This window comes from Dickeya sp. NCPPB 3274 (assembly GCF_000406205.1).
GTDB lineage: Bacteria > Pseudomonadota > Gammaproteobacteria > Enterobacterales > Enterobacteriaceae > Dickeya > Dickeya fangzhongdai.
Genome location: NZ_CM001979.1, coordinates 4,386,408 through 4,408,545, shown reverse-complemented (window position 1 = coordinate 4,408,545; position 22,138 = coordinate 4,386,408). Strand labels below are relative to the sequence as shown.

Here is a 22,138-nt window from a genome sequence, read left to right as displayed (position 1 = left end):
CCGGCCGCAGACCGCATTCAGACGCTATCCTGATTGTCCCTTTTCCAACAATTGGTCTGCCGATTGTCTTGTCTCTGTGCCGCCGTGGCGGCTGACGTTTTCTCAAAATCAAATTAAATCAATAAATTGATGGATATGGCCCGGCTGGTACGTTCCCTGCACTCCTCATGGGGTGTGCAACAAGCATTCAACCCGAACAGGAGAAGCAATTATGGCAATGCGTCAATGTGCCATCTATGGCAAAGGCGGTATTGGTAAATCCACCACCACCCAGAATCTGGTCGCCGCGCTGGCGGAGATGGGCAAGAAAGTGATGATCGTCGGCTGCGACCCGAAGGCGGACTCCACCCGTCTGATCCTGCACGCCAAGGCCCAGAACACCATTATGGAAATGGCGGCGGAAGTCGGCTCGGTGGAAGACCTCGAACTGGAAGATGTGCTGCAAATCGGCTACGGCGGCGTGCGTTGCGCCGAGTCCGGCGGCCCGGAGCCGGGCGTGGGCTGCGCCGGTCGCGGCGTCATCACCGCCATCAACTTCCTTGAAGAGGAAGGCGCGTATGAAGAGGACATCGACTTCGTGTTCTACGACGTGCTGGGCGACGTGGTGTGCGGCGGCTTCGCCATGCCGATCCGCGAAAACAAGGCGCAGGAAATCTACATCGTCTGCTCCGGCGAGATGATGGCGATGTACGCCGCCAACAACATCTCCAAAGGCATCGTCAAATACGCCAAATCCGGCAAGGTGCGCCTGGGCGGGCTGATTTGCAATTCCCGTCAGACCGATCGGGAAGATGAGTTGATCATCGCGCTGGCGGAAAAACTCGGCACCCAGATGATTCACTTCGTGCCGCGCGACAACATCGTGCAGCGCGCCGAAATCCGCCGCATGACGGTGATCGAATACGACCCCAAATGCAAACAGGCCGATGAGTACCGCACGCTGGCAGGCAAGATCGTCAACAACACCAAAATGGTGGTGCCCACGCCGGTGACGATGGACGAACTGGAAGCGTTGCTGATGGAGTTCGGCATCATGGAAGAAGAAGACACCAGCATCATCGGCAAGACCGCCGCCGAAGAGAATGCCGCCTGATGAACCCTGTGCCGGCGGCCGCGGGGGCGGGCGTCTGGCGATGAATAAAGGAAAGCCGGAATGACAAACGCAACGAGTGAACGCAATCAGGCGATCATCCAGGAAGTGCTGGAGGTCTTCCCTGAAAAAGCGCGCAAAGAGCGCAAAAAACACATGATGGTGACCGACCCGGCGATGGAAAGCGTGGGCAAATGCATCGTGTCCAACCGCAAATCCCAGCCGGGGGTGATGACCGTTCGCGGCTGCGCTTATGCCGGTTCCAAAGGCGTAGTGTTCGGCCCGATCAAGGACATGGCCCATATTTCCCACGGGCCGATCGGCTGCGGACAGTATTCCCGCGCCGGACGCCGCAATTACTACACCGGCGTCAGCGGCGTGAACAGTTTCGGTACCCTGAATTTCACCTCTGATTTTCAGGAAAAAGACATCGTGTTCGGCGGCGATAAAAAACTCACCAAACTGATTGAGGAACTGGAACTGCTGTTCCCGCTGACCAAGGGCATTTCCATTCAGTCGGAGTGCCCGGTGGGGCTGATTGGCGACGACATCGAAGCGGTCGCCAACGCCAGCCGCAAAGCCATCGGCAAACCGGTGGTGCCGGTACGCTGTGAAGGGTTTCGCGGCGTGTCGCAATCGCTCGGGCACCACATCGCCAACGACGTGATCCGCGACTGGGTGCTGGATAACCGCGACGGCAAACCGTTCGAATCCACGCCGTACGACGTGGCGATTATCGGCGACTACAACATCGGCGGCGACGCCTGGGCCTCGCGCATTCTGCTGGAAGAGATGGGGCTGCGGGTGGTGGCGCAGTGGTCCGGCGACGGTACGCTGGTGGAGATGGAAAACACGCCGCATGTGAAGCTGAATCTGGTGCATTGCTACCGGTCGATGAACTACATCTCGCGCCACATGGAGGAAAAACACGGTATTCCGTGGATGGAATACAACTTCTTCGGTCCCACCAAAATCGCCGAGTCGCTGCGCAAAATCGCCGCGCAGTTCGATGAAACCATCCAGAAAAACGCCGAGGCGGTGATCGCCCGCTATCAGGCACAGACCGACGCGGTAATCGCCAAATACCGCCCGCGGCTGGAAGGGCGCAAGGTGCTGCTGTACCTCGGCGGGCTGCGGCCGCGTCACATCATCGGCGCGTATGAAGACCTCGGTATGGAGATCATCGGCACCGGTTATGAATTCGGTCATAACGACGATTACGACCGCACCTTGCCGGAGCTGAAGGAAGGCACGCTGATGTTCGACGACGCCAGCAGCTACGAGCTGGAAGCCTTCGTCAAGGCGCTGAAGCCGGACCTGATCGGCTCCGGCATCAAGGAGAAGTACATCTTCCAGAAAATGGGGGTGCCGTTCCGTCAGATGCACTCCTGGGATTACTCCGGTCCGTACCACGGCTATGACGGCTTCGCCATCTTCGCCCGCGATATGGACATGACGCTCAATAACCCCAGTTGGAGCGAATTAACCGCCCCGTGGCTGAAGTCCGCCTGATGATGATTATTTATCAACGATGACTATTTATAAAACCATCCTGATATCCCGTCAGTTCACCGATTAGTGGCGCGGGAGGAGAACACCATGAGTCAAACTGCTGAAAAAACCCAGCCCTGCTACCCGTTGTTCGAGCAGGAAGAATACCAGACGCTGTTTCGCAACAAGCGCGGTATGGAGGAAGCCCACGACGAACAGCGCGTGCGCGATGTCTTCGAGTGGACCACCACCCAAGAGTACCAGCAACTGAATTTCCAGCGCGAAGCGCTGACCATCGACCCGGCGAAAGCCTGCCAGCCGCTGGGTGCGGTGCTGTGCGCGCTCGGGTTTGCCAACACCCTGCCTTACGTACACGGTTCGCAGGGGTGCGTGGCCTATTTCCGCACCTATTTCAATCGCCACTTTAAAGAGCCGATCGCCTGCGTTTCCGACTCGATGACCGAAGATGCCGCGGTATTCGGCGGCAATAACAATATGAACAGCGGCTTGCAGAACGCCAGCGCGTTGTACCAGCCGGAGATGATCGCCGTCTCCACCACCTGCATGGCGGAGGTGATCGGCGATGACTTGCAGGCCTTTATCGCCAACGCCAAGAAAGATGGATTTGTCGCTGCGGACATGCCGATTCCGTACGCCCACACCCCGAGTTTTATCGGCAGCCACATCACCGGCTGGGACAACATGTTCGAAGGCTTCGCCCGCACCTTCACCACCGGCGAAGGGAAAAACCATCAGCCCGGCTCGCTGGCGCGGCTGAATCTGGTTACCGGGTTTGAAACCTACCTCGGTAACTACCGGGTGATAAAACGGATGATGGCGCAGATGGAGGTGCCGTGCAGCCTGTTGTCGGATCCGTCCGAGGTGCTGGATACCCCGGCCGACGGCCACTACCGTATGTACGCCGGCGGCACCAGCCAGCAGGAGATGCGCGAGGCGCCGAACGCCATCGATACGCTGCTGCTGCAACCGTGGCATCTGGTGAAGACCAAAAAAATGGTGCAGGACGAATGGGGCCAGCCCGCCACCGAGGTACCGGTGCCGATCGGCCTGGCCGCCACCGACAAACTGCTGATGACGGTCAGCGCACTGACCGGTAAACCGATTGGCGAGGCGCTGACGCTGGAGCGCGGCCGGCTAGTGGACATGATGCTCGACTCCCACACCTGGCTGCACGGCAAGCGCTTCGGCCTGTACGGCGATCCGGATTTTGTCATGGGGTTAACCCAGTTTCTACTGGAGCTGGGCTGCGAACCGACGGTGATCCTGTGTCACAACGGCAGCAAACGCTGGCACAAGGCGATGAAGAAATTACTGGAAGCGTCGCCCTATGGTCAGGACAGCGAGGTATACATCAACTGCGACCTGTGGCACTTCCGCTCGCTGATGTTCACCAACAAACCGGATTTCATGATCGGCAACTCCTACGGCAAGTTCATTCAGCGTGACACGCTGGCGAAGGGTGAACAGTTTGAAGTGCCGTTGATCCGGCTCGGCTTCCCGCTGTTCGACCGCCACCACCTGCATCGCCAGACCACCTGGGGTTACGAGGGGGCGATGTCGATCCTCACCACGCTGGTGAATGCGGTGCTGGAGAAGCTGGATCACGACACCATGACGCTCGGCAAGACCGATTACAACTTCGATCTGATCCGCTGAGGTGGCGGCGTTTCCCTGCGCGCAGGGAGCGCTGCAACCTTCTTCCACTCTCAGGCGCCCGGCGTTGTCCGGGCTGCCTGGTTTCGCTAAGGAGAAACCGATGCCGGTGGTGATTTTTCGTGAGCGCAATACACAACTGTACTGCTACATCGCCAAGCTGGACCTGGAAGCCAAAGTAACGGGCATGGAGTTTGATCGGCACGATTACTGGGGCGGACGCGTCGAGCTGGAAGGCGGCAAGTGTTATTACGTCAATCCTCAGGACGCGAAGCCGGTGTTCCCGGTCAGCTTGCGTGCCAGCCGTGCTGAGCTCGGATAAGGAGAAAGGAGCATGTCTGATGATGATGTGTTGTTCTGGCGCCTGTTCGCGCTGATCCAGTGCCTGCCGGAGCTGCCGCCGCCACGGCTGCTGGGCTGGCTCGGCGACGGCGATGAAGCGTCGCTGGATGCGGACCGGCTGGCGTCGCTGACGCAAGCGGAACTGGCGGCGCGTTTCCCGATTGATGCCGACGGCATGACCCCGGCGCGCTGGCGCACGGTGATGGACTGCCTGCGCGGCGCGCTGCCGCCGCATCTGGCTGTCGCGGCGCCTTCCCGCCGCAGGCCGCAACTGCTGGCGGCGTTCGCCTCGCAGGATGGGCTGACCATTAACGGCCACTTCGGTCAGTGTCGGCTGTTTTTTATCTACGCGTTCGATCAGGACGGTTCCTGGCTGCACGACCTGCGCCGCTATCAACCGGCCGGAGGCGAGCAGGAAGGCAATGAAGTGCGTTCGGCGCTGCTGAACGACTGCCACTTGCTGTTCTGCGAGGCGATTGGCGGCCCGGCGGCGGCGCGCATCATTCGCCACAACATCCACCCGGTCAAGGTCGCGCCCGGCACCCGGATTCAACCCCAGCGCGACGCGCTGCAAACCCTGCTGGCCGGCACGCTGCCGCCGTGGCTCGCCAAGCGGCTGGAAAAGGGCAACCCGCTGGAGGATAGGGTGTTTTGATATCCTAAAAGCATACCAGTGCGTTGGTATGCTTTCCCTGATGGCTGGCGTCCGCTGTTCTGCATCGTGTCGCTGTTGACGGCGCCATCATCGTTAACGGTTGATACCTGTTTTTTGATAAATGTTAGCCATATGGCTAACTTTTTACATTTTATTTTTCTTGTTAGCTATATGGCTAACTTTTTCGGTGATATTCTTTTGATAGGCGATGGCATCACGTTGACGGCGGCGAACATGGCAAGCAGAGAGAATATGGGGAAAACGATAGCCAGTACCCGTAAGGCGCGCGGGCTAACACAAAAACAATTGGCGGAGCAAACAGGGATTAACAAAACCACGCTATCCGAGATTGAGAACGGCCGGTTTACTGGCTCGCTGGATATTTTTGAACGATATCTGGATGCGGTCGGTTTACAGCTTGAGTTGGCGACGAAGCAGCATCGGCTGCCAGGCTGGGATGAGGTCGACAAGCTTTTTGCGGAGGATGAGTAATGGTGCTGGAGCAACTACCCGGAAAAATCGATAAGATTACCGTGTGTTCGTCAGGCCAGCCATTGGGCGTGCTGACGCACGGTTCGGTTCATCATTACCAGCCCATTCAGGTTCAGCGCCATGTATCGTTAACCATGACCAACTCTACGCTGGATGGCTATGTATCCGGCGCCCTACATCCTGTTTTCGCGCAGAACTTGCCTGAGGGATTTAACCGACGCTACATCGCGGAAAAACTGGCCCGTTATGCGCGGGTCAATGATATGTATCTACTTGCATTACAGGGCGAACATGGTATCGGCATGCTGGATTACCAAAGCGATTTGCATTTTCCTGAAACTGAAAATATCTCGTTATCCGAGATTTTGCATTATCAGGGAGCGGAGCCGTTGTTTCCCCAATTGCTGGAAAAATATTATTTACGTAATACGCTGGCTGGCGTGCAGCCCAAGGTCAGCTTGCCTGAAACAGGCAGGACGGTGGAACAGAAAGCGCTTATCGTTAAATCGTTTGACGAGCTATTTCCATTACTGACGGTTAATGAGTTTGTATGTATGGGCGCGGCGAGGTATTGCGGTCTGGAACCGCCTGAAACCTGGTTGTCGGAGAATCTCGAAACCTTCATCGTCGCGCGTTTCGACAAACCAGAAGGGCAGCGATTGGGGTATGAAGATTTCACCACATTGTTGAAGAAACCCAACAATCCTGATGCGAAATATAGCGGCAGCTATGAGACATTGTTGAAAGCAACGTATCTTTACACCGGTAGTTATGATGAAGTATCCAGAATGTATCGGTACATTGTGTTTAATTGTCTGATCGGTAATGGCGATGCGCATCTGAAAAATTTTGCTTTGCAATATACGCCCGACATGAAACGGATATTTGTTTCTCCACCGTTTGATATCACCCACACCCTGATTTATGACACCATTGATAATAAGATGGCGCTCAAGATGGCAAACAGTAAGGTGTTTCCGGATAAGGCCTGCCTGCTGAAACTGGCGGAGTCGTCTACTTTTCGTATTCGTGACGCCCAAACTATTATTGAGTCCCTGGCTCAGGGGATCAGTGATTACCTGGATATTTCAAATGAAATCAGCGTGTTTAAGGGATTAAAAGCGTCAATTAAACACGCGGTATCGACAGTCATGACGCCGACTTACAGCGCGAAGCCGTATCGTCATGATAAAAAGAAAAAATTCAATTAAGTTCCGTGTTATCACTCCACCGTTATGCTCTCTCCGTCCTGATGCGTGATCCGCAGTCGGGTGCCGGTAATCGCCGTTTGCACCGCCTGACGGATGGTCATCGTGCCGATAACCGGGTGAGGGCGCACCGCGCCGGTTTTGCTGGTGTCGGTGATGATGCCGCAGCCGGTGGCGTGGGCGATCTGCTGGGCGGTTTCGTCGAAGCGATCGAAACGGATGTTGTAGGTGCCGATTTTGTCGCATTGGTTGTAGGGCACCGGCTGGTTGGCTGGGCCGCTATCAGGCCATTCTGACGTTCGGGGGCAACCGGACAACAGCAACGTACCGCATAACAAAAATGTGCCGGATAACAACGATCTCATAGGGATAATGCCGGTTCGGACAGGCTTGAGCGCCATGATGCCTCCTGATAAAGCCGTTGCGGGTAAGAGGTCGCCTTCTTCAACGTTGGGCGGTGTCACGCCTCATTGCGATACACCGTCTATTATCGTCGCTGGATGTAAAAGATCGCGTGCCGGGTGTAACAAGCGCGCTGATTGGTGTGAGCGGCTGTTTCTGCCCGCGCAATATTGGGAAAAATCAGCCCGCCGCTGATGGCGGCGGGCTGACAACGGGGCGGCGGTTGCGGCCGGAAAGCATCAACGCGGCGCGGCGATAGCCAGCGGGCTATTGTCGTTCAGATTGAAAAACGTCATGGTGTCGTCCAGATTTTTCGCCTGTTCGTGCAGCGAGGAACTGGCGGAGGCGGACTCTTCGACCAGCGCCGCGTTTTGCTGGGAGGCTTGCTCAAGCAGGGTGATGGCGGTGTTAACCTGCTCGATGCCTTTGGCTTGTTCTGATGAGGCCATCGAGATATCCGCCATGAATTCATTCACGCGTTTGATCTCGTCCATCAGCCGCGCCATGTCCTGGGTGGAGAGCGACGCGACTTTTTCGCCCTGGGTGATTTCATTGGCCGTTTTTTCGATCAACTCTTTGATTTCGCGTGCCGACCCGGCGCTGCGCTGTGCCAGACTGCGCACTTCAGACGCCACGACCGCAAAGCCTTTACCGGCTTCGCCCGCGCGGGCGGCTTCCACCGCCGCGTTAAGCGCCAGAATGTTGGTCTGGAAGGCGATGCCGTCCATGATGCTGATGATATCGTTGATCTTGTTGGAGCTGTCGGCGATGTGCTGGATGCGTTCGATCATCTGGCTAAAGTTGCTGGCGTTCTTTTCCGCCAGCGCCGCCACGGAGTTGGTCAGTGTCATGGCTTTGCCGGTGTTGGCGGTGTTTTCCTGCACGGACGCGGTGATCTGCTCCATGCTGGCGGCGGTTTGTTCGACGGATGACGCCTGCGCTTCGGTACGGGCGGCGAAATCCCGGTTGGCGGCGGAGATTTGTTCCGCGCCGGCCGCCACGGAACCGGCCGAGTCTCTGACATCCAGCACGATTTTGCGGAACGCCTGCTGCATGTCTTTCAGCGAAACCATCAGCCCGCCCATCTCGGTATTGTGCTGAGGAGGAATATCCAGCGTCAGCACGCCTTGTTCCATCATGCCGAAGTAGGTTCTGACTTTCTGCATCGGCGTCAGCACCACGGTGCGAATGAATTTCAGCGTGAACAGACTGATGAACAGCACCACTAGCAGTGTGGAAATCAGGATAGTTAATGTTTGCTGATAGAAACCGTCCGCATGCGCGATCTCTTCATGCCCGATACCTTTGGCGAAGGTGACAAACTGCGTCAGTTTCTGGCGGAAGGTCGCGCCTTTTTCCAGCGCCTCGGGCACCAGCGTCGTGTAGAACCGATCAACGTTTCGGTCGCGCAGCGCCGTGAGCATCGGAGCGACGGCGTTGTTCATGTAGTCATTGAAGGCGTCGTCGATTTCACCGCGCAGCGCCCGGCCTTGCGACGTCAGCGCCGGAATACCGTGCAGTTCCTCCATGGTGCTGTTGGCGGAAGCGATGTAGCCGTTCAGCCGTTCCAGACCGGCCTGAATGGTGGCGTCATCCTTTTTGTCCTGAATAGCCAGCGCAACATTGATGCCGGCCAGCCTGGCGTTCAGCATTTCCGAATAGGCGGAATAAAGGGGGATAAGCTGTTCTCCTTCGATGCTGCTGACCTTGCGGATAGACAGGTTGCTTTGCATGGAGGAATACAGACTGAACGTGCAAACAGAAAGTAATAGCAGCACAAATACCGCGATCACGCAGTAAAGCCCATTTTTTATTTTGATTTTTTCTAACATTCCCTATCTCCTTTAAACGACGGGTTTTCCCTGCCTGCCGCTATGGTTTCTGATGTCTTGCTGACATGAAGTCAATATCGGTAAGGCGACTATTAAGCTGTGTTTTTCATCAGACGTGGCGTGCCGGCCCGATAGGGGGGACAGCCTAATAGTTTTATAACGAAGGGTTGTTGATGTAGGTCAGGCTGTGCCCCGCAATGATTCGCGTCCCCCTGTGCTGTTCATCTCCGCCAATTGTCTGCTTTGTCGTAAACCTCACACCACTTTTTCCTTATAAATCAAATTATCAGCGCTGGCCTGCGTTTTGCACCGCATGAGGAATATCAACAAACGCGGCGAGGGTGAGATGAAGGGAAGTGAAATTCTGGCGTTGTTCGACGAGCCAGCCTGTGAACATAACCACAAGCAAAAGTCGGGGTGCAGCGCGCCCAAACCCGGCGCCACCGCAGGCGGCTGCGCGTTTGACGGCGCGCAGATCACGTTACTGCCGCTGGCGGACGTCGCCCATCTGGTACATGGGCCGATTGGCTGCACCGGCAGTTCCTGGGATAACCGCGGTAGCCAAAGCTCCGGCCCGACGCTCAACCGGCTTGGTTTCACCACCGATCTCAATGAGCAGGACGTGATCATGGGGCGTGGCGAACGGCGGCTGTTCCATGCGGTGCGGCATATCGTCAACCGCTACCGCCCGGCGGCGGTGTTTATCTACAACACCTGCGTACCGGCGATGGAGGGCGACGACATTGAAGCGGTATGTCAGGCGGCATCGGCGGCGGTGGGTGTGCCGGTGATCGCCATCGACGCCGCCGGTTTTTACGGCAGCAAGAATTTCGGCAACCGGCTGGCGGGCGAGGTGATGGTGAAAAAGGTGATGGGTCAGCGGGAACCGGCGCCCTGGCCGCAGGACACCCCATTCGCTCCCGAACACCGGCACGATATCGGCCTGATTGGCGAGTTCAACATCGCCGGCGAGTTCTGGAACGTGCTGCCGCTGCTGGATGAACTGGGTATCCGGGTGCTGGGCAGCCTGTCCGGCGATGCCCGCTTCGCTGAAATCCAAACGATGCACCGGGCCGAAGCGAACATGCTGGTGTGCTCGCGGGCGCTGATCAATGTCGCCCGGCAACTGGAGCAGCGCTACGGCACTCCGTGGTTTGAAGGCAGCTTCTACGGCGTACGGGCGATGTCCGACGCGCTGCGGCAACTGGCGGCGATGACCGGCGATGCGGACCTGATGACCCGCACCGACGCGCTGATCGCCCGCGAAGAAGTCGCCGTGACGCAGGCGCTGGCGCCGTACCGCGAACGTTTGCAGGGGCGTAAAGTCCTGTTGTACACCGGCGGCGTCAAGTCCTGGTCGGTGGTGTCGGCGTTGCAGGATCTGGGCATCACCGTGGTCGCCACCGGCACCCGTAAATCCACCGAGGAGGACAAGCAGCGCATCCGCGAGCTGATGGGCGACGACGCGCTGATGCTGGAAGAAGGCAATGCCCGCACGCTGCTGGATGTGGTTTACCGTTACGGCGCAGACATGATGATCGCTGGCGGGCGCAACATGTATACCGCGTACAAGGCGCGGCTGCCGTTTCTGGATATCAATCAGGAGCGCGAGCACGCTTTCGCCGGATATCGCGGGCTGGTGGCGCTGGCGCAGCAGCTGTGCCTGACGCTCGATAGCCCCATCTGGCGGCAAACTCATCAACGAGCCCCGTGGCACTAAGGAGCAGCGATGGCACAGGTGATTCGCAGTAAAAAACCGCTGGCGACCAGCCCGATTAAAAGCGGCCAGCCGCTGGGGGCGATTCTGGCCGCTCAGGGCATCGAACACAGCATCCCGCTGGTACATGGCGCGCAGGGGTGCAGCGCGTTCGCCAAGGTGTTTTTCATCCAGCATTTTCACGAGCCGATTCCGTTGCAGTCCACCGCGATGGACCCGACCACCACCATCATGGGGGCGGACGACAACATCTTCACCGCGCTCGCTACGCTGTGCCAGCGCAACACGCCGAAAGCGATCGTGCTGGTCAGCACCGGGCTGTCCGAGGCGCAAGGCAGCGATATGGCGCGGGCGGTGCGGCAGTTCCGCGACGACTATCCACGCTTTAAATCGGTGGCGATCCTGACGGTCAACACGCCGGATTTCTACGGATCGCTGGAGAATGGCTTCAGCGCGGTGGTGGAGAGCATTATCCAGCAGTGGGTGCCGGACAAACCGCCGGTGGGGATGCGCAATCGGCGCGTCAACCTGCTGCTTAGCCACCTGTTTAATCCCGGCGATGTCGAGCTGATCCGCAGCTACGTCGAAGCGTTCGGGCTACAGCCGGTGATCCTGCCGGATCTGTCGCAATCGCTGGACGGGCACCTCGCCGGCGGCGATTTTCAAGCGGTGACGCAGGGCGGCACGCCGCTGCGCGGCATCGAGCAGATGGGGCAAAGCCTGAGTACCGTCGCCATCGGCGTGTCGTTGAGCCGCGCCGCCAGTTTGCTGGCGATGCGCAGCCGCGGTCAGTCGCTCAGCCTGCCGCATCTGATGACGCTGGAGCACATGGACTGCTTTATCCGGCATCTGCAACAGCTGGCCGGGCGCGACGTACCGGCGTGGATCGACCGCCAGCGCGGCCAGTTGCAGGACGCGATGATCGACTGCCATATGTGGCTGCAAGGTCGGCGTATGGCGCTGGCGGCGGAGGGCGATCTGCTGGCGGGCTGGTGCGACTTCGCCCTCAGTCAGGGCATCACACCGGGCCCGGTGGTGGCGCCGGTCAACCAGCAAAGTCTGGCGGCGTTGCCGGTGGAGCAGGTGGTGATCGGCGATCTGGAAGATTTGCAGGATCTCCTGTGCGACAGCCCGGCCGACCTGTTGCTGTCCAATTCCCATGCCGTCGATCTGGCGGAACAGTTCGGCATTCCGCTGATCCGCGCCGGATTTCCGATCTTCGATAAGATCGGCGAGTTTCGCCGCCCGCGTCAGGGCTATGCCGGTATGCGCGACACCCTGTTCGAACTGGCGAACCTGATGCTGGCGGGCCATCATCATCAGCCGGTTTACCACTCGCCGCTCAAGCAGCAGTTTGCGCCGCCGCGGCGTCAGGAGGCGGACCATGCAGCATGTTAACCGGCATCTCAGCGCCATCAGCGCCGGCGTCTGGTCAATGAAGGTGGCGTTCGCCAGTTCTGACTATCACCATGTCGATCAACACTTTGGCGCCACGCCCCGGCTGGTGATCTACGGCGTGAAAGAAGATCAGGTCACGCTGCTGAAAGTGGTGGACTTCAACGTGCGTTACGGTCATCAGGAGGACAAACTCACCTGTCGCATCGACGCGCTGGAGGATTGCGTCACGTTGTATTGCGTGGCGATTGGCGACGCCGTATTCCGCCAGTTGTTGCAGGTGGGGGTACGGGCGGTGCGCGTACCGGCCGATACGCCGATCGCCCAACTGCTGCAGCAGATCCAGCAATGCTGGCATGACGGCGAGCCGCGCGTCGCCCGCCGTCAGCGCGACCCTAACCGTTTCGAACGGCTGATCGCCGAACAGGAATGGAGCGAGGAGGATGATGTGTTGTGAGTGATATTTATGTAACCTTCCGGGGATTCACGCGGTTGCCGCGTGACAAGCTTTTCCTGTTGTTTGACAGGCTGATCCGCTCGTTGAACGCCGCGACTGGGGCGGTTAGCGGGTATCTCCGTGCATTCACATGTACATCTCTGCTCCTGCCGTTTAGTGTCACCTCTCTGACAAAACCGACATAAACCGCGACATTCGTCGCGGTTTTCTTAGCGGCAATCACTTTCAGTACTGACATTATCATCCTGATGAAGTTCTATTACCTGCTATATCGGAAGATCATAATGATTAATGAAGTATTATTATAACTGTTTGTTAAGCAATGATATTATTTTGAATGAATATTAATTACCTACTATTCTAAAATTTATTTAGATAACTAGTATAGTATCCCAATTGGATAACTACCCAAGGGATTATATATTTACTTATCAATTTAATTTCTTTGTTGAATGTTATTGATGTATTATTCGTGCACACTATCAATGCAGTTTTTTATACTATTTTTCACAAGGATGGTAATCAATGTCACATGTTATTTATCTGACTCTGGAAGGTAATCAGCAAGGGCTGATTTCTTCGGGGTGTTCAACATTTGATTCTATTGGTAATCGTTATCAGAAAGGACATGAAGACCAAATACAGGTACTGGGGTTAAATCATACGATAACCCGAGAGGAGAATGTGGCTCATCACCCTATACAGTTAATTAAACCGATAGATAAATCTTCTCCTTTGCTTGGTGTTTCTGTTACATCAAATGAGTCGCTTACTGCTACTTTTTTCTTTTATCGGACAAACCAAGCTGGGCAACTAGAAGTTTTTTATGAATTAAAACTTACTGACGCCAGAGTTGTTGAGGTATCAGCGACCTATCCACATTCATTAAATGATAGTGACTCTCTGCCATATGAAGTTATCATGCTCAGATATAACACTATAGCATGGACCCATAAGACTGCAGGTACATCAGGGTATAGTATATGGAATGATGGTCAATTTTGATTTAAATTAATATTTATTTTTTAGTAAAAGCCTGTAATGACAGGCTTTTACGGCAGAGTAATTATCCTTGTTATTTCCCCATATTTTCTAATCAGAGACTCTTCCTTTTTCTCTGAAGATAGGCTTGTCACCATTATCTGTTGCTTTATAGACATCCAGGAACCATATGCTGTCATCATAATTATCTGCTTCTGGAGAGGGGGTGAGTGTATAAGTATATGATCCGTTTTTAAATATATATCCCCTGAAGTCTTTTGATGGTCCAATATTTAATGTCTTTCCTTTTATATTTAGCTCGCTTTTATTTTTTTTGTTTAATTTGAATGATATGTTATATCACTGCACTCGATCTCATGCTGAGAGCAATTACCATAGGATAGATAAATATCATATGTTTTTCCTTCAAAAAATGGGAGAGTTTCTTCTTTAGAAAATGCATTGAAGGAAATAATGACTGCGATTATAGATATAATTATATTTTTCATAATTTTACATAGATACCTTTGTGATATACATTGAGTTCGCTTCTTCTTCTATTAACCAACCCTCGCATTTGGTGTCCCTGAGATATTGTATATCTCATCCATGCGTTATCTATGTTCTCGGATGATTCACCATTTATTATTTTTAATACGGTTGAGTAATATAGCCCCCTGTGTCTCTGTCTATCTTTTATTCCAATATTAAAGGACAGCATGACGATTGCGTCAAATTCATTTTGAGTTATATCGACTTTAACAAAATTTCTAACCGCGAGTATGAATCTGTTAAGATCCTGAGAGAATAACATGTCCGCTTCTGAAATAGCTATTCCTTGCTTATATCTTTCAAATTCATTTTCGCTAATTAAATGTCCGTAGCCTATTGTAGCACCTACCTTCCAATATGTTGTTTCTCTTCCTGTTTGATCATCATAGGGTTTGGTTTTTAGTTTTTCATATTGCTTCATTAAATGAATGCATTGAGAGCTGGGAGACATCAGGGATGCTCTTTTCCTTTCGCCTCTAGGGTTTATTCCGGTTGAACCATGAGGATTAGGTAAAGAGTCTTCATGAGATTCTGATGTAAGGTTTTCAATAGTTTTTCCGCCAGGATTTATAATTCCATAGGGAGAAAAATGAAAGTGTTTTTGGTACGCAATAATTGCTCTTTTTGTGTTTCTTCCACAAATCCCATCCACGCGTAAATATGGGAAACCACTTTTCTTCAGTAATAGTTGTACGGTGGTAACATCATTTTTTCTATTTATACCACCAAGGCCAACTGATGACTCAATAGTATCCATACCATCTCCTTATGAAAAAATTCATTTCTCCTTCATCATCTAATTAGATGATCTTATATCATAAATAATATTTTTTGAAATTAAAATGGTTAAATAATTTTCCAATTCGAATATACATTAGCGTGAATCTATTTACCTGCTGTCAGGCTTCCGTGCCGTAAGGATCGCCTTTGACTAATGTCACCTCTCTGACAAAACCGACATAAACCGCGACATTCGTCGCGGTTTTCTTAGCAGCTATCGCCGCTATCTCGTTGATCTGCATTTGTTTCTGTGACTGGCATCACATTTGCTCTGACTTTGCTTACTCAGATCACGCAACGCGGGTGAGCGCCGGGCGGCTGGGTGCCCGGTGTTTTCACCCATTCAGTAGGGAGCAGAGCAGATGTGGAACTATTCCGAGAAAGTGAAAGACCATTTTTTTAATCCCCGCAACGCACGGGTGGTGGCGGAGGCCAACGCCGTGGGTGACGTCGGTTCGCTCAGCTGCGGCGATGCCCTGCGGCTGATGCTGCGCGTCGATCCGGACAGCGAGACCATCCTCGACGCCGGGTTTCAGACCTTCGGCTGCGGCAGCGCCATCGCGTCGTCTTCGGCGCTGACGGAGCTGATCATCGGCCGCACCCTGCGGGAAGCGGAGCAGGTAACCAACCAGCAGATCGCCGACTATCTGGACGGCCTGCCGCCGGAAAAAATGCACTGCTCGGTGATGGGTCAGGAAGCGCTACGGGTGGCGATCGCCAACTACCGTGGCGAAACGCTGGAGGACGATCACGAGGAAGGGGCGCTGATCTGTAAATGCTTTGCGGTGGATGAAGGGCAGATCCGCCGCGCGGTGGTGGCCAACGGCCTGACGACGCTGCAGGAAGTGATCAACTACACCAAAGCGGGCGGCGGTTGCAGCGCCTGTCATGAAAAGATCGAACTGGCGCTGGCGCAGATCCTGAGCGAGCACGAGGCGACGCCGGCGGCGGCGACGATGGTAGTGAAGGATGCGCGCTGGCAACAGGTGGCGGAGGCGGTGGCGGAGCTGCGGCCGCACATTCAGGCCGACGGCGGCGATATGTCGCTGGTGAATGTCAGCGAGCGTCAGGTCACAGTCAGCCTGTCCGGCAGTTGCAGCGGTTGCATGATGACCGACATGACGCTGGCCTGGCTGCAGCAGAAGCTGGTGGAACGCACCGGGCAGTATATGGACGTGGTGGCGGCATAACCGTCAGACAGACAGGCATGAGGAACACAACCATGAACAACGTTTATCCGGACAAAAAAAGCGCTCCAGACAAAAAAATCTATCTGGACAATAACGCCACCACCCGGCTTGACCCGATGGTGCTGGAAGCGATGCTGCCGTTTCTGACCGAACACTACGGCAACCCGTCGTCGATTCACGATTTCGGCACGCCGTGCCGCGGCGCGCTGGAACGGGCGCGCCAACAGGTCGCCAGCCTGCTGGGCGCGCGCTATGACAGCGAGATCCTGTTTACCTCCTGCGCCACCGAAGCCACCTCCACCGCGATTTATTCCGCGGTGAATCTGGCGCCGGAACGGCGCGAAATCATCACCACCGCGGTGGAGCATCCGGCCACGCTGGAGGTGTGCGAGCATCTGGCGCGGCAGGGCTATACCATCCATCGGCTGGCGGTGTCGCCGCAGGGCGCGCTGGATCTGGCGGAATACCGTCGTTTGCTGAGCGATCGCGTCGCGCTGGTCAGCGTGATGTGGGCCAACAATGAAACCGGGGTGCTGTTCCCGGTGCCGGAGATGGCGGCGCTGGCGCATGAGCACGGCGTATTGTTCCACTGCGACGCGGTGCAGGCGGTGGGCAAGATCCCGATCGTGCTGTCCGCCACCGATATCGACATGCTCTCGTGCTCGGCGCACAAGATCCACGGCCCGAAAGGCGTGGGCTGCTTGTATCTGCGCCGCAACACCCGCTTTCGCCCGCTGCTGCGCGGCGGGCATCAGGAGCGCGGCCGTCGAGCCGGTACGGAAAATATCGCCGGTATTGTCGGCATGGGCAGCGCCTGCGAACTGGCGGAGGTGCATTTGCCGATGATGACGGCGGCCGTGGCGCCGCTGCGCGACACCTTGCAGCATGAACTGGCCCGCCGTATTCCCAGCGTGATGGTGATGGGCGACGGGCAGCCGCGCACTCCCAATACCCTCAATATGGCGTTCGAATTCATCGAAGGGGAAGCGATCCTGTTGCTGATGAACCATGTCGGCATCGCCGCGTCCAGCGGCAGCGCCTGCACTTCCGGCTCGCTGGAGCCGTCGCATGTGATGCGGGCGATGGACATTCCCTATACCGCCGCCCACGGCAGCATCCGTTTCTCGCTGTCGCGCTATACCCGCGAAAAAGAGATCGACTATGTGATTGAACAACTGCCGCCGATTATCGCCCGGCTGAGAACGCTGTCGCCTTACTGGCAGCAGGACAAACCGGCGGCGCTGGCCGGGACGGCGTTCGCGCCGACCTACGGTTAAGGAGCGCCGACGATGGAGCAGGTGATCATCAACGACACCACGCTGCGCGACGGCGAGCAGAGCCCCGGTGTGGCATTTCGCGCCAGCGAAAAGCTGGCGATTGCCGAGGCGCTGGCGGAGGCGGGGGTGCCGGAGCTGGAGGTCGGCACGCCGGCGATGGGGGCGGAAGAACGTTCACGTATGGCGCTGGTCAGACGGCGGCTGCCGGGCATCGTGATGATGGCCTGGTGCCGGATGAACGAGGACGAAATTCGTCAGAGCGCCGATCTGGGCATGGACTGGGTGGATATTTCGGTGCCGTCGTCCGACAGGCTGCGACAGCAGAAACTGCGCCAGCCGCTGTCCGTGCTGTTGCCCCGGCTGGCGGCGTTGATTGCGTTGGCGCGTCAATGCGGGCTGCGGGTGAGCATCGGGTGTGAAGACGCCTCGCGCGCCGGCGACGAGGCGTTGCGCCAGCTGGCGCAGACGGCGCAGGTCGCGGGCGCGGAGCGGCTACGTTTCGCCGATACGCTGGGAGTGCTGGATCCGTTCGCCACCTATGACCGGATTCAGGCGCTGCGTCAGTGCTGGCCCGGCGAGATCGAGATGCATGCCCATAACGATCTGGGGCTGGCGACCGCCAACACGCTGGCGGCGGTACGGGCGGGGGCCACCCACGTCAACACCACGGTGCTGGGGCTGGGCGAGCGGGCGGGCAACGCGGCGCTGGAGCCAGTGGCGCTGGGGTTGCAGCGCTGCCTCGGGCGCTCAAGCGGCATCCGCTTCGCGCAGTTGCCGGCGTTGTGCCACCTGGTGGCGAACGCCGCGCAGCGCGCCATTGATGTACAGCAACCGCTGGTGGGAGAGCAGGTGTTTACCCATGAGTCCGGGGTGCATGTGGCGGCGTTGCTGCACGATCGGGAAAGTTATCAGGGCATCGATCCGCACCTGATGGGGCGGGAGTTCCGGCTGGTGCTGGGCAAGCATTCCGGCCGTCAGGCGGTGGGCGGCGTGTTCGCCCGTCTGGGCTATGGGCTGGACGCGCAGCAGGTCGACACGTTGCTCGACGCGGTGCGGGTGTTCGCGGAAAACGGCAAACGTAACCCGCGGGATACCGAATTGCACCAGATCTATCAGGATCTGTTTGGCGACGATCGGGCGTTGCGCTGTCAGGGGGGATAAGGCGATGGAGTGGTTCTACCGTTTGCCGGGAGTACAGGCGTTACAGGGCGCCGACGCTTTTTTTGCCTTTTTTGAGGTACCGTACGACGCCGACCGGTTGAGCCGGTGCCAGGTGCCGGTGCTGCGTGAGTTTCACCGTCGGCTGACGACAGCGGTGCCGCTGCGCAACGCGCTGGACGATGCGCCGAATGCTGACTGGCAGTTAGCGCGGCGGCTGCTGGCGGAGAGCTATCAACACTGGGTGAATGGAGGCCGCGATGACGCCGAGGTTTGAATGCGGCGATGCCGTGCGGGTAGTGCGCGCGCTGCGCAACGACGGCACGTTCGTCGGACGGGCGCGCGGCGAACTGCTGGTACGGCGCGGCAGTGTCGGCTATGTACGCGAGTGGGGGGTATTCCTGCAGGATCAGATAGTCTATCAGGTGCATTTTCTCGATCGGGATCGGGTCGTCGGCTGCCGCGAGTCAGAACTGATCGACGCGGATCAGCCCTGGCTGGCGGGCGATTTTCAGTACGGCGATCGGGTGTGCAGCACGCAGCCGCTGGCGATCAATGGCGACATCGTCGTGGCGATGGGCCAGCAGGGCGAGGTGCTGGCGACGGCGCAGGGCGAACGGGGAGACAGCTGCATCGTACTGTTCGGCGAGCGGCAGTTTCAGGTGCCGATATCGGCGTTGCATAACCTGGAGGCGGCCCCGAATGACGCAACCGGCCTGGCAGCGCTTTAGCCGCCTGCGGCTGGCGCAGACCCATTGGCATTGTCTGCCGGAGCAACTGCCTGAGCCGGAACGGCCGCGCTTTGAGCGTCAGTTGCTGCGCCAGTTGGCGCTGGAGCACGCGGTGGTGACGGCGGCCCGTCGACAGTCGCTGGCGGCGACAAGCGCGCAGTTGCAGCAGGTGGCGCAGCAACTGGTGGAGGAACTGACCCGCGCCGGTTTTTCCACCGACGAGCAACAGACCATCGTGTTGCATCACGCAGTGATGGAACTGCAACTGGCGAGCATTGGCGCGCAGGCCGGCGAACCGGAGCAGGCCGAGATTCGGCGCTGGTACCGACAACACGCCGGGCGGTTTTTTCGCCCGGAGCAGCGGCTGACCCGCCACCTGTTGTTGACCGTCGACGATAATCGCCCGGCAGTCGGGCAGCAGATGGTCGCGCTGTTGCGCCAGCTGCGCGCCGATCCGGAGCGTTTCGAGTCGCTGGCGCGGCGGCATTCTCACTGCCCAACCGCGCTGGACGGCGGGTTGATGGGCTGGGTCAGCCAGGGCTTACTGTTTCCGGCGCTCGACCGCTGCCTGTTTGCGCTGGCGGCGGGAACGCTGAGCGAGCCGGTGGAAACCGAACTGGGCTTGCACCTGCTGCGCTGCGAGGCGATTCGCCCGGCCGCGCCGCTGCCGGAGGCGGAGGCGCTGGCTAAAGCGGGCGATTATCTGCGGGCACAGCGCCAGCGTCAGCACCAGCGCCAATGGTTGCAGACGTTGTTGCCGTGCTGACGGCATAACGCCGTTCGTGCTCCAGCAGCCACTGCTTGGTCGCCAGCCCGCCCGCGTAACCGGTCAGCGCGCCGGAGGTGGCGATCACCCGATGGCAGGGCACGATGATGGATATCTGGTTTTTGGACGACGCCATGCCTACCGCCCGCGACCCGTTGGGATTGCCGACGGCGGCGGCGATTTGCTGGTAGGTACGGGTAACGCCGTAGCCTATGTCCAGCAGCCGGGCGTAGACCTGCTGGCGGAACGGCGTGGCGTCCTGATGCAGCGGCAGGTCGAAGGTGGCGCGCTGCCCGGCGAAATACGCCTGCAACTGCTGGCAGCAGGCTTGGGTGACGGCATCCGGCCGGGTGGGTTTTTGCTCGTTGCTGAACAGAACGCTGGTCACGCAGCCGTTTGCCGCGGTGACGTCGGCGTAGCGCCAGGGAAAGCTGCCTGGGCAGTCCAGTTGTTGCGTCGCCATTTTCACACGATTTTCCTCCACAGAATATTTTTTCACCACATGTTGCATGTTTACAGCGTGTTCCACAGATGAAGTGTCAGGTAGCTTTTCCACGGCGCCGCCCGTTGCGGGTCGATCTCTCCCAACTGACGCACGGCGTTGCGGATGCCCAGATCGCCGCCCAGCCAGATATCGGGATCGTTGAGCGATCGCAGTTTCAGATAGTCGAGCGTCCAGCGACCGATGCCTTTAACCTCGGTGAGTCGATCGATGTCGCTGATGTCGTGGCGGCAGAACCAGTCAGCGACGTTCACCAGCGTGGTTTTTTTCGACCGCATGCTGCGCAACTGCTCAACAATTTCCGGGGTGATGCGGTCCGGCGTAGGGAAGTAACGCTGGCCGTCTTCCTCGATGGCGCAGAGCGACACCAGTTGGTTCAGCAGTGTAGTCGCGGCACCGACGCTCACCTGTTGACCGCAAACGGCGCGGATGGCGGCTTCAAACGGCGAGAACACGCCGGGAATGCGGATGCCGGAGGCGATCGGCAATGCCGGATAAGCCTGACGCAACTGGTCCTCGATCGCGTCGATATTGACGTTAAGATCGAACATGTTGCGGATCCGCTCCAGCACCTGAGACAACAGCGTCAGGCGGCTTAGCGCGATCGTCACGTCAAACCCGCCGGTCGCCGGACGTATCTGAAACGATCCCTTCTCGCCGTTGAGGATAAAGCGGCGGCCGTAAGTCGCGCCCTCGATCCATTCCACGCCGTCGATCAACCGCCGGGACTGAAAAGCCAGAAAATAATCCCAGTGGTAGCGGCCGCCGACCGGGAGGCGCAGCCTGATGTGTTCCGCCTTATCCCGGCTGTCCGATGGCGACAGCATCATCCGTTTGGGCGTGGTTTTCAGGTACTTGTCGATAAGCTGATAAAACCCGCTCAGGCCGTTAAACCCGCACGAGGCGGCGATGTCGGTGATGCTGAGGCTGGAACTCTGGAACAGCTTTTTGGCGAAAAAAATCTTCGCGATGTTCTGGTATTCCTTCACCGAACAGCCGTAATGCTCCCGGAACAGCCGGTTCAGGTAGCGGCTGGAGAGATGGTGGGCCGCGGCAATCTGCTCCACCTTCGACAGCAGATGTTCGCCGCTGTCGATGGCGGCGGCGATGCGCACCGGCAGTTGTTGCTTGCGGTCCAGTTCGGCGAAACGCGGCGCGTATTCCGGCTTGCAGCGCAGGCAGGGGCGAAAACCGGCCTGAATCGCCTCGGTGCGGGTGCGGTAGTAAACGACGTTTTTCTCCAGCGGCAACGGCGCCGGGCAGATGGGGCGGCAGAAGATACCGGTGGATTTGACGGCGACGAAAAAGGTGCCGTCAAAACGCGGATCGCGGCTGATTCTCGCCTGTTGCCATGTGGTCAGCACGGTATCGTTCATGTGGTTCTCCCCTGAATTCCGGCCTTCAGTAAACCGCAAAAGCGTTCCCCAATCTTCCGCGTTTCGGAAC

At 57.4% G+C, this 22,138-nt stretch carries 23 protein-coding genes; 17 read left to right on the top strand and 6 right to left on the bottom strand.

Annotation, left to right across the window (positions count from 1 at the left end; genetic code table 11):
* Positions 1–211 precede the first annotated feature (211 nt).
* The 7 genes from nifH (at position 212) to DXX3274_RS19605 (ending at position 6,955) form a co-directional block, all read left to right on the top strand.
* Complete coding sequence (gene nifH, locus DXX3274_RS19635; protein ID WP_038665259.1) at positions 212–1,093, top strand: nitrogenase iron protein; 882 nt, start codon at positions 212–214, stop codon at positions 1,091–1,093.
* 60 nt (positions 1,094–1,153) lie between these two features.
* A complete protein-coding gene (nifD, locus tag DXX3274_RS19630; protein WP_042861256.1) occupies positions 1,154–2,602 on the top strand; it encodes a nitrogenase molybdenum-iron protein alpha chain in 1,449 nt (482 codons plus the stop codon).
* A gap of 87 nt (positions 2,603–2,689) precedes the next feature.
* Positions 2,690–4,258: a nitrogenase molybdenum-iron protein subunit beta gene (nifK, locus tag DXX3274_RS19625; protein ID WP_042861254.1), complete on the top strand. Its 1,569-nt coding sequence runs from the start codon at positions 2,690–2,692 to the stop codon at positions 4,256–4,258.
* A gap of 100 nt (positions 4,259–4,358) precedes the next feature.
* A complete protein-coding gene (nifT, locus tag DXX3274_RS19620; protein WP_042861252.1) occupies positions 4,359–4,577 on the top strand; it encodes a putative nitrogen fixation protein NifT in 219 nt (72 codons plus the stop codon).
* Positions 4,578–4,589: 12 nt separating this feature from the next.
* Positions 4,590–5,252 carry a NifB/NifX family molybdenum-iron cluster-binding protein gene (locus DXX3274_RS19615; protein WP_042861250.1) on the top strand — a complete coding sequence of 221 codons (663 nt, stop codon included), beginning with the start codon at positions 4,590–4,592 and terminating at the stop codon, positions 5,250–5,252.
* 18 nt (positions 5,253–5,270) lie between these two features.
* Complete coding sequence (locus DXX3274_RS24080) at positions 5,271–5,744, top strand: helix-turn-helix domain-containing protein (protein ID WP_202960825.1); 474 nt, start codon at positions 5,271–5,273, stop codon at positions 5,742–5,744.
* The gene (locus tag DXX3274_RS19605; protein ID WP_042861248.1) at positions 5,744–6,955 is read left to right on the top strand and encodes a type II toxin-antitoxin system HipA family toxin; all 1,212 of its coding nucleotides are present in this window, start codon (positions 5,744–5,746) and stop codon (positions 6,953–6,955) included. Before DXX3274_RS24080 ends, DXX3274_RS19605 begins: the two co-directional genes overlap by 1 nt.
* A gap of 11 nt (positions 6,956–6,966) precedes the next feature.
* Here DXX3274_RS19605 and DXX3274_RS19600 read toward each other — a convergent pair whose 3' ends face one another.
* Together DXX3274_RS19600 and DXX3274_RS19595 are read right to left on the bottom strand one after the other, a co-directional pair.
* Positions 6,967–7,317 carry a hypothetical protein gene (locus DXX3274_RS19600; protein ID WP_042862231.1) on the bottom strand — a complete coding sequence of 117 codons (351 nt, stop codon included), beginning with the start codon at positions 7,315–7,317 and terminating at the stop codon, positions 6,967–6,969.
* A gap of 276 nt (positions 7,318–7,593) precedes the next feature.
* Positions 7,594–9,186 (bottom strand): methyl-accepting chemotaxis protein, encoded by a 1,593-nt coding sequence (locus tag DXX3274_RS19595; protein ID WP_042861246.1) that lies wholly within the window; start codon positions 9,184–9,186, stop codon positions 7,594–7,596.
* Positions 9,187–9,532: 346 nt separating this feature from the next.
* On the opposite strand from DXX3274_RS19595, the gene nifE reads away from it, so the two are divergent.
* The 4 genes from nifE to DXX3274_RS23120 all read left to right on the top strand — a co-directional run bounded on the left by nifE (position 9,533) and on the right by DXX3274_RS23120 (position 13,760).
* Positions 9,533–10,906: a nitrogenase iron-molybdenum cofactor biosynthesis protein NifE gene (nifE, locus tag DXX3274_RS19590; RefSeq protein WP_042861245.1), complete on the top strand. Its 1,374-nt coding sequence runs from the start codon at positions 9,533–9,535 to the stop codon at positions 10,904–10,906.
* A 9-nt stretch (positions 10,907–10,915) separates the two neighbouring features.
* Positions 10,916–12,301, top strand: coding sequence for a nitrogenase iron-molybdenum cofactor biosynthesis protein NifN (gene nifN, locus DXX3274_RS19585; protein WP_042861243.1), 1,386 nt, complete (start codon positions 10,916–10,918; stop codon positions 12,299–12,301).
* On the top strand, positions 12,288–12,755 hold the full coding sequence (locus DXX3274_RS19580) for a NifB/NifX family molybdenum-iron cluster-binding protein (RefSeq protein WP_042861241.1): 468 nt from the start codon (positions 12,288–12,290) through the stop codon (positions 12,753–12,755). The genes nifN and DXX3274_RS19580 overlap by 14 nt, the downstream gene beginning before the upstream one ends.
* Positions 12,756–13,280: 525 nt before the next feature.
* Positions 13,281–13,760, top strand: coding sequence for an Hcp family type VI secretion system effector (locus tag DXX3274_RS23120; RefSeq protein ID WP_071603991.1), 480 nt, complete (start codon positions 13,281–13,283; stop codon positions 13,758–13,760).
* Positions 13,761–14,241: 481 nt separating this feature from the next.
* Here DXX3274_RS23120 and DXX3274_RS19565 read toward each other — a convergent pair whose 3' ends face one another.
* Both DXX3274_RS19565 and DXX3274_RS24430 read right to left on the bottom strand, forming a co-directional pair.
* Positions 14,242–15,045 (bottom strand): glycoside hydrolase family protein, encoded by an 804-nt coding sequence (locus DXX3274_RS19565; RefSeq protein WP_042861236.1) that lies wholly within the window; start codon positions 15,043–15,045, stop codon positions 14,242–14,244.
* Positions 15,046–15,187: 142 nt separating this feature from the next.
* Positions 15,188–15,310: a hypothetical protein gene (locus tag DXX3274_RS24430; protein WP_256379565.1), complete on the bottom strand. Its 123-nt coding sequence runs from the start codon at positions 15,308–15,310 to the stop codon at positions 15,188–15,190.
* A gap of 120 nt (positions 15,311–15,430) precedes the next feature.
* On the opposite strand from DXX3274_RS24430, the gene nifU reads away from it, so the two are divergent.
* The 6 genes from nifU to nifM are packed head-to-tail and all read left to right on the top strand — an operon-like array spanning position 15,431 to position 20,190.
* Positions 15,431–16,258 carry a Fe-S cluster assembly protein NifU gene (gene nifU, locus DXX3274_RS19560; RefSeq protein ID WP_042861235.1) on the top strand — a complete coding sequence of 276 codons (828 nt, stop codon included), beginning with the start codon at positions 15,431–15,433 and terminating at the stop codon, positions 16,256–16,258.
* Positions 16,259–16,290: 32 nt separating this feature from the next.
* Entirely contained in the window at positions 16,291–17,535 is a 1,245-nt protein-coding gene (gene nifS / locus DXX3274_RS19555) for a cysteine desulfurase NifS (RefSeq protein WP_050569908.1), read from the top strand.
* 12 nt (positions 17,536–17,547) lie between these two features.
* A complete protein-coding gene (gene nifV / locus DXX3274_RS19550; RefSeq protein ID WP_042861233.1) occupies positions 17,548–18,696 on the top strand; it encodes a homocitrate synthase in 1,149 nt (382 codons plus the stop codon).
* A 4-nt stretch (positions 18,697–18,700) separates the two neighbouring features.
* Entirely contained in the window at positions 18,701–18,970 is a 270-nt protein-coding gene (locus DXX3274_RS19545; RefSeq protein ID WP_042861231.1) for a nitrogenase-stabilizing/protective protein NifW, read from the top strand.
* The gene (locus tag DXX3274_RS19540) at positions 18,954–19,424 is read left to right on the top strand and encodes a nitrogen fixation protein NifZ (RefSeq protein WP_042861229.1); all 471 of its coding nucleotides are present in this window, start codon (positions 18,954–18,956) and stop codon (positions 19,422–19,424) included. Before DXX3274_RS19545 ends, DXX3274_RS19540 begins: the two co-directional genes overlap by 17 nt.
* Positions 19,396–20,190: a nitrogen fixation protein NifM gene (nifM, locus tag DXX3274_RS19535; RefSeq protein WP_042861228.1), complete on the top strand. Its 795-nt coding sequence runs from the start codon at positions 19,396–19,398 to the stop codon at positions 20,188–20,190. Before DXX3274_RS19540 ends, nifM begins: the two co-directional genes overlap by 29 nt.
* On the opposite strand, the gene DXX3274_RS24425 is transcribed toward nifM, so the two are convergent.
* The gene (locus DXX3274_RS24425; RefSeq protein WP_084478879.1) at positions 20,111–20,653 is read right to left on the bottom strand and encodes a methylated-DNA--[protein]-cysteine S-methyltransferase; all 543 of its coding nucleotides are present in this window, start codon (positions 20,651–20,653) and stop codon (positions 20,111–20,113) included. The genes nifM and DXX3274_RS24425 overlap by 80 nt on opposite strands.
* A gap of 50 nt (positions 20,654–20,703) precedes the next feature.
* On the bottom strand, positions 20,704–22,068 hold the full coding sequence (locus DXX3274_RS19525) for a DNA-3-methyladenine glycosylase 2 family protein (RefSeq protein ID WP_042861226.1): 1,365 nt from the start codon (positions 22,066–22,068) through the stop codon (positions 20,704–20,706).
* Positions 22,069–22,138 lie beyond the last annotated feature (70 nt).

Coding starts and splice junctions, on each gene's coding strand:
- nifH (WP_038665259.1), top strand. CDS start 212: ATGGCAATGCGTCAATGTGCCATCTATGGCAAAGGCGGTATTGGTAAA.
- nifD (WP_042861256.1), top strand. CDS start 1,154: ATGACAAACGCAACGAGTGAACGCAATCAGGCGATCATCCAGGAAGTG.
- nifK (WP_042861254.1), top strand. CDS start 2,690: ATGAGTCAAACTGCTGAAAAAACCCAGCCCTGCTACCCGTTGTTCGAG.
- nifT (WP_042861252.1), top strand. CDS start 4,359: ATGCCGGTGGTGATTTTTCGTGAGCGCAATACACAACTGTACTGCTAC.
- DXX3274_RS19615 (WP_042861250.1), top strand. CDS start 4,590: ATGTCTGATGATGATGTGTTGTTCTGGCGCCTGTTCGCGCTGATCCAG.
- DXX3274_RS19605 (WP_042861248.1), top strand. CDS start 5,744: ATGGTGCTGGAGCAACTACCCGGAAAAATCGATAAGATTACCGTGTGT.
- DXX3274_RS19600 (WP_042862231.1), bottom strand. CDS start 7,317: ATGAGATCGTTGTTATCCGGCACATTTTTGTTATGCGGTACGTTGCTG.
- DXX3274_RS19595 (WP_042861246.1), bottom strand. CDS start 9,186: ATGTTAGAAAAAATCAAAATAAAAAATGGGCTTTACTGCGTGATCGCG.
- nifE (WP_042861245.1), top strand. CDS start 9,533: ATGAAGGGAAGTGAAATTCTGGCGTTGTTCGACGAGCCAGCCTGTGAA.
- nifN (WP_042861243.1), top strand. CDS start 10,916: ATGGCACAGGTGATTCGCAGTAAAAAACCGCTGGCGACCAGCCCGATT.
- DXX3274_RS19580 (WP_042861241.1), top strand. CDS start 12,288: ATGCAGCATGTTAACCGGCATCTCAGCGCCATCAGCGCCGGCGTCTGG.
- DXX3274_RS23120 (WP_071603991.1), top strand. CDS start 13,281: ATGTCACATGTTATTTATCTGACTCTGGAAGGTAATCAGCAAGGGCTG.
- DXX3274_RS19565 (WP_042861236.1), bottom strand. CDS start 15,045: ATGGATACTATTGAGTCATCAGTTGGCCTTGGTGGTATAAATAGAAAA.
- DXX3274_RS24430 (WP_256379565.1), bottom strand. CDS start 15,310: ATGCAGATCAACGAGATAGCGGCGATAGCTGCTAAGAAAACCGCGACG.
- nifU (WP_042861235.1), top strand. CDS start 15,431: ATGTGGAACTATTCCGAGAAAGTGAAAGACCATTTTTTTAATCCCCGC.
- nifS (WP_050569908.1), top strand. CDS start 16,291: ATGAACAACGTTTATCCGGACAAAAAAAGCGCTCCAGACAAAAAAATC.
- nifV (WP_042861233.1), top strand. CDS start 17,548: ATGGAGCAGGTGATCATCAACGACACCACGCTGCGCGACGGCGAGCAG.
- DXX3274_RS19545 (WP_042861231.1), top strand. CDS start 18,701: ATGGAGTGGTTCTACCGTTTGCCGGGAGTACAGGCGTTACAGGGCGCC.
- DXX3274_RS19540 (WP_042861229.1), top strand. CDS start 18,954: ATGACGCCGAGGTTTGAATGCGGCGATGCCGTGCGGGTAGTGCGCGCG.
- nifM (WP_042861228.1), top strand. CDS start 19,396: ATGACGCAACCGGCCTGGCAGCGCTTTAGCCGCCTGCGGCTGGCGCAG.
- DXX3274_RS24425 (WP_084478879.1), bottom strand. CDS start 20,653: ATGGCGACGCAACAACTGGACTGCCCAGGCAGCTTTCCCTGGCGCTAC.
- DXX3274_RS19525 (WP_042861226.1), bottom strand. CDS start 22,068: ATGAACGATACCGTGCTGACCACATGGCAACAGGCGAGAATCAGCCGC.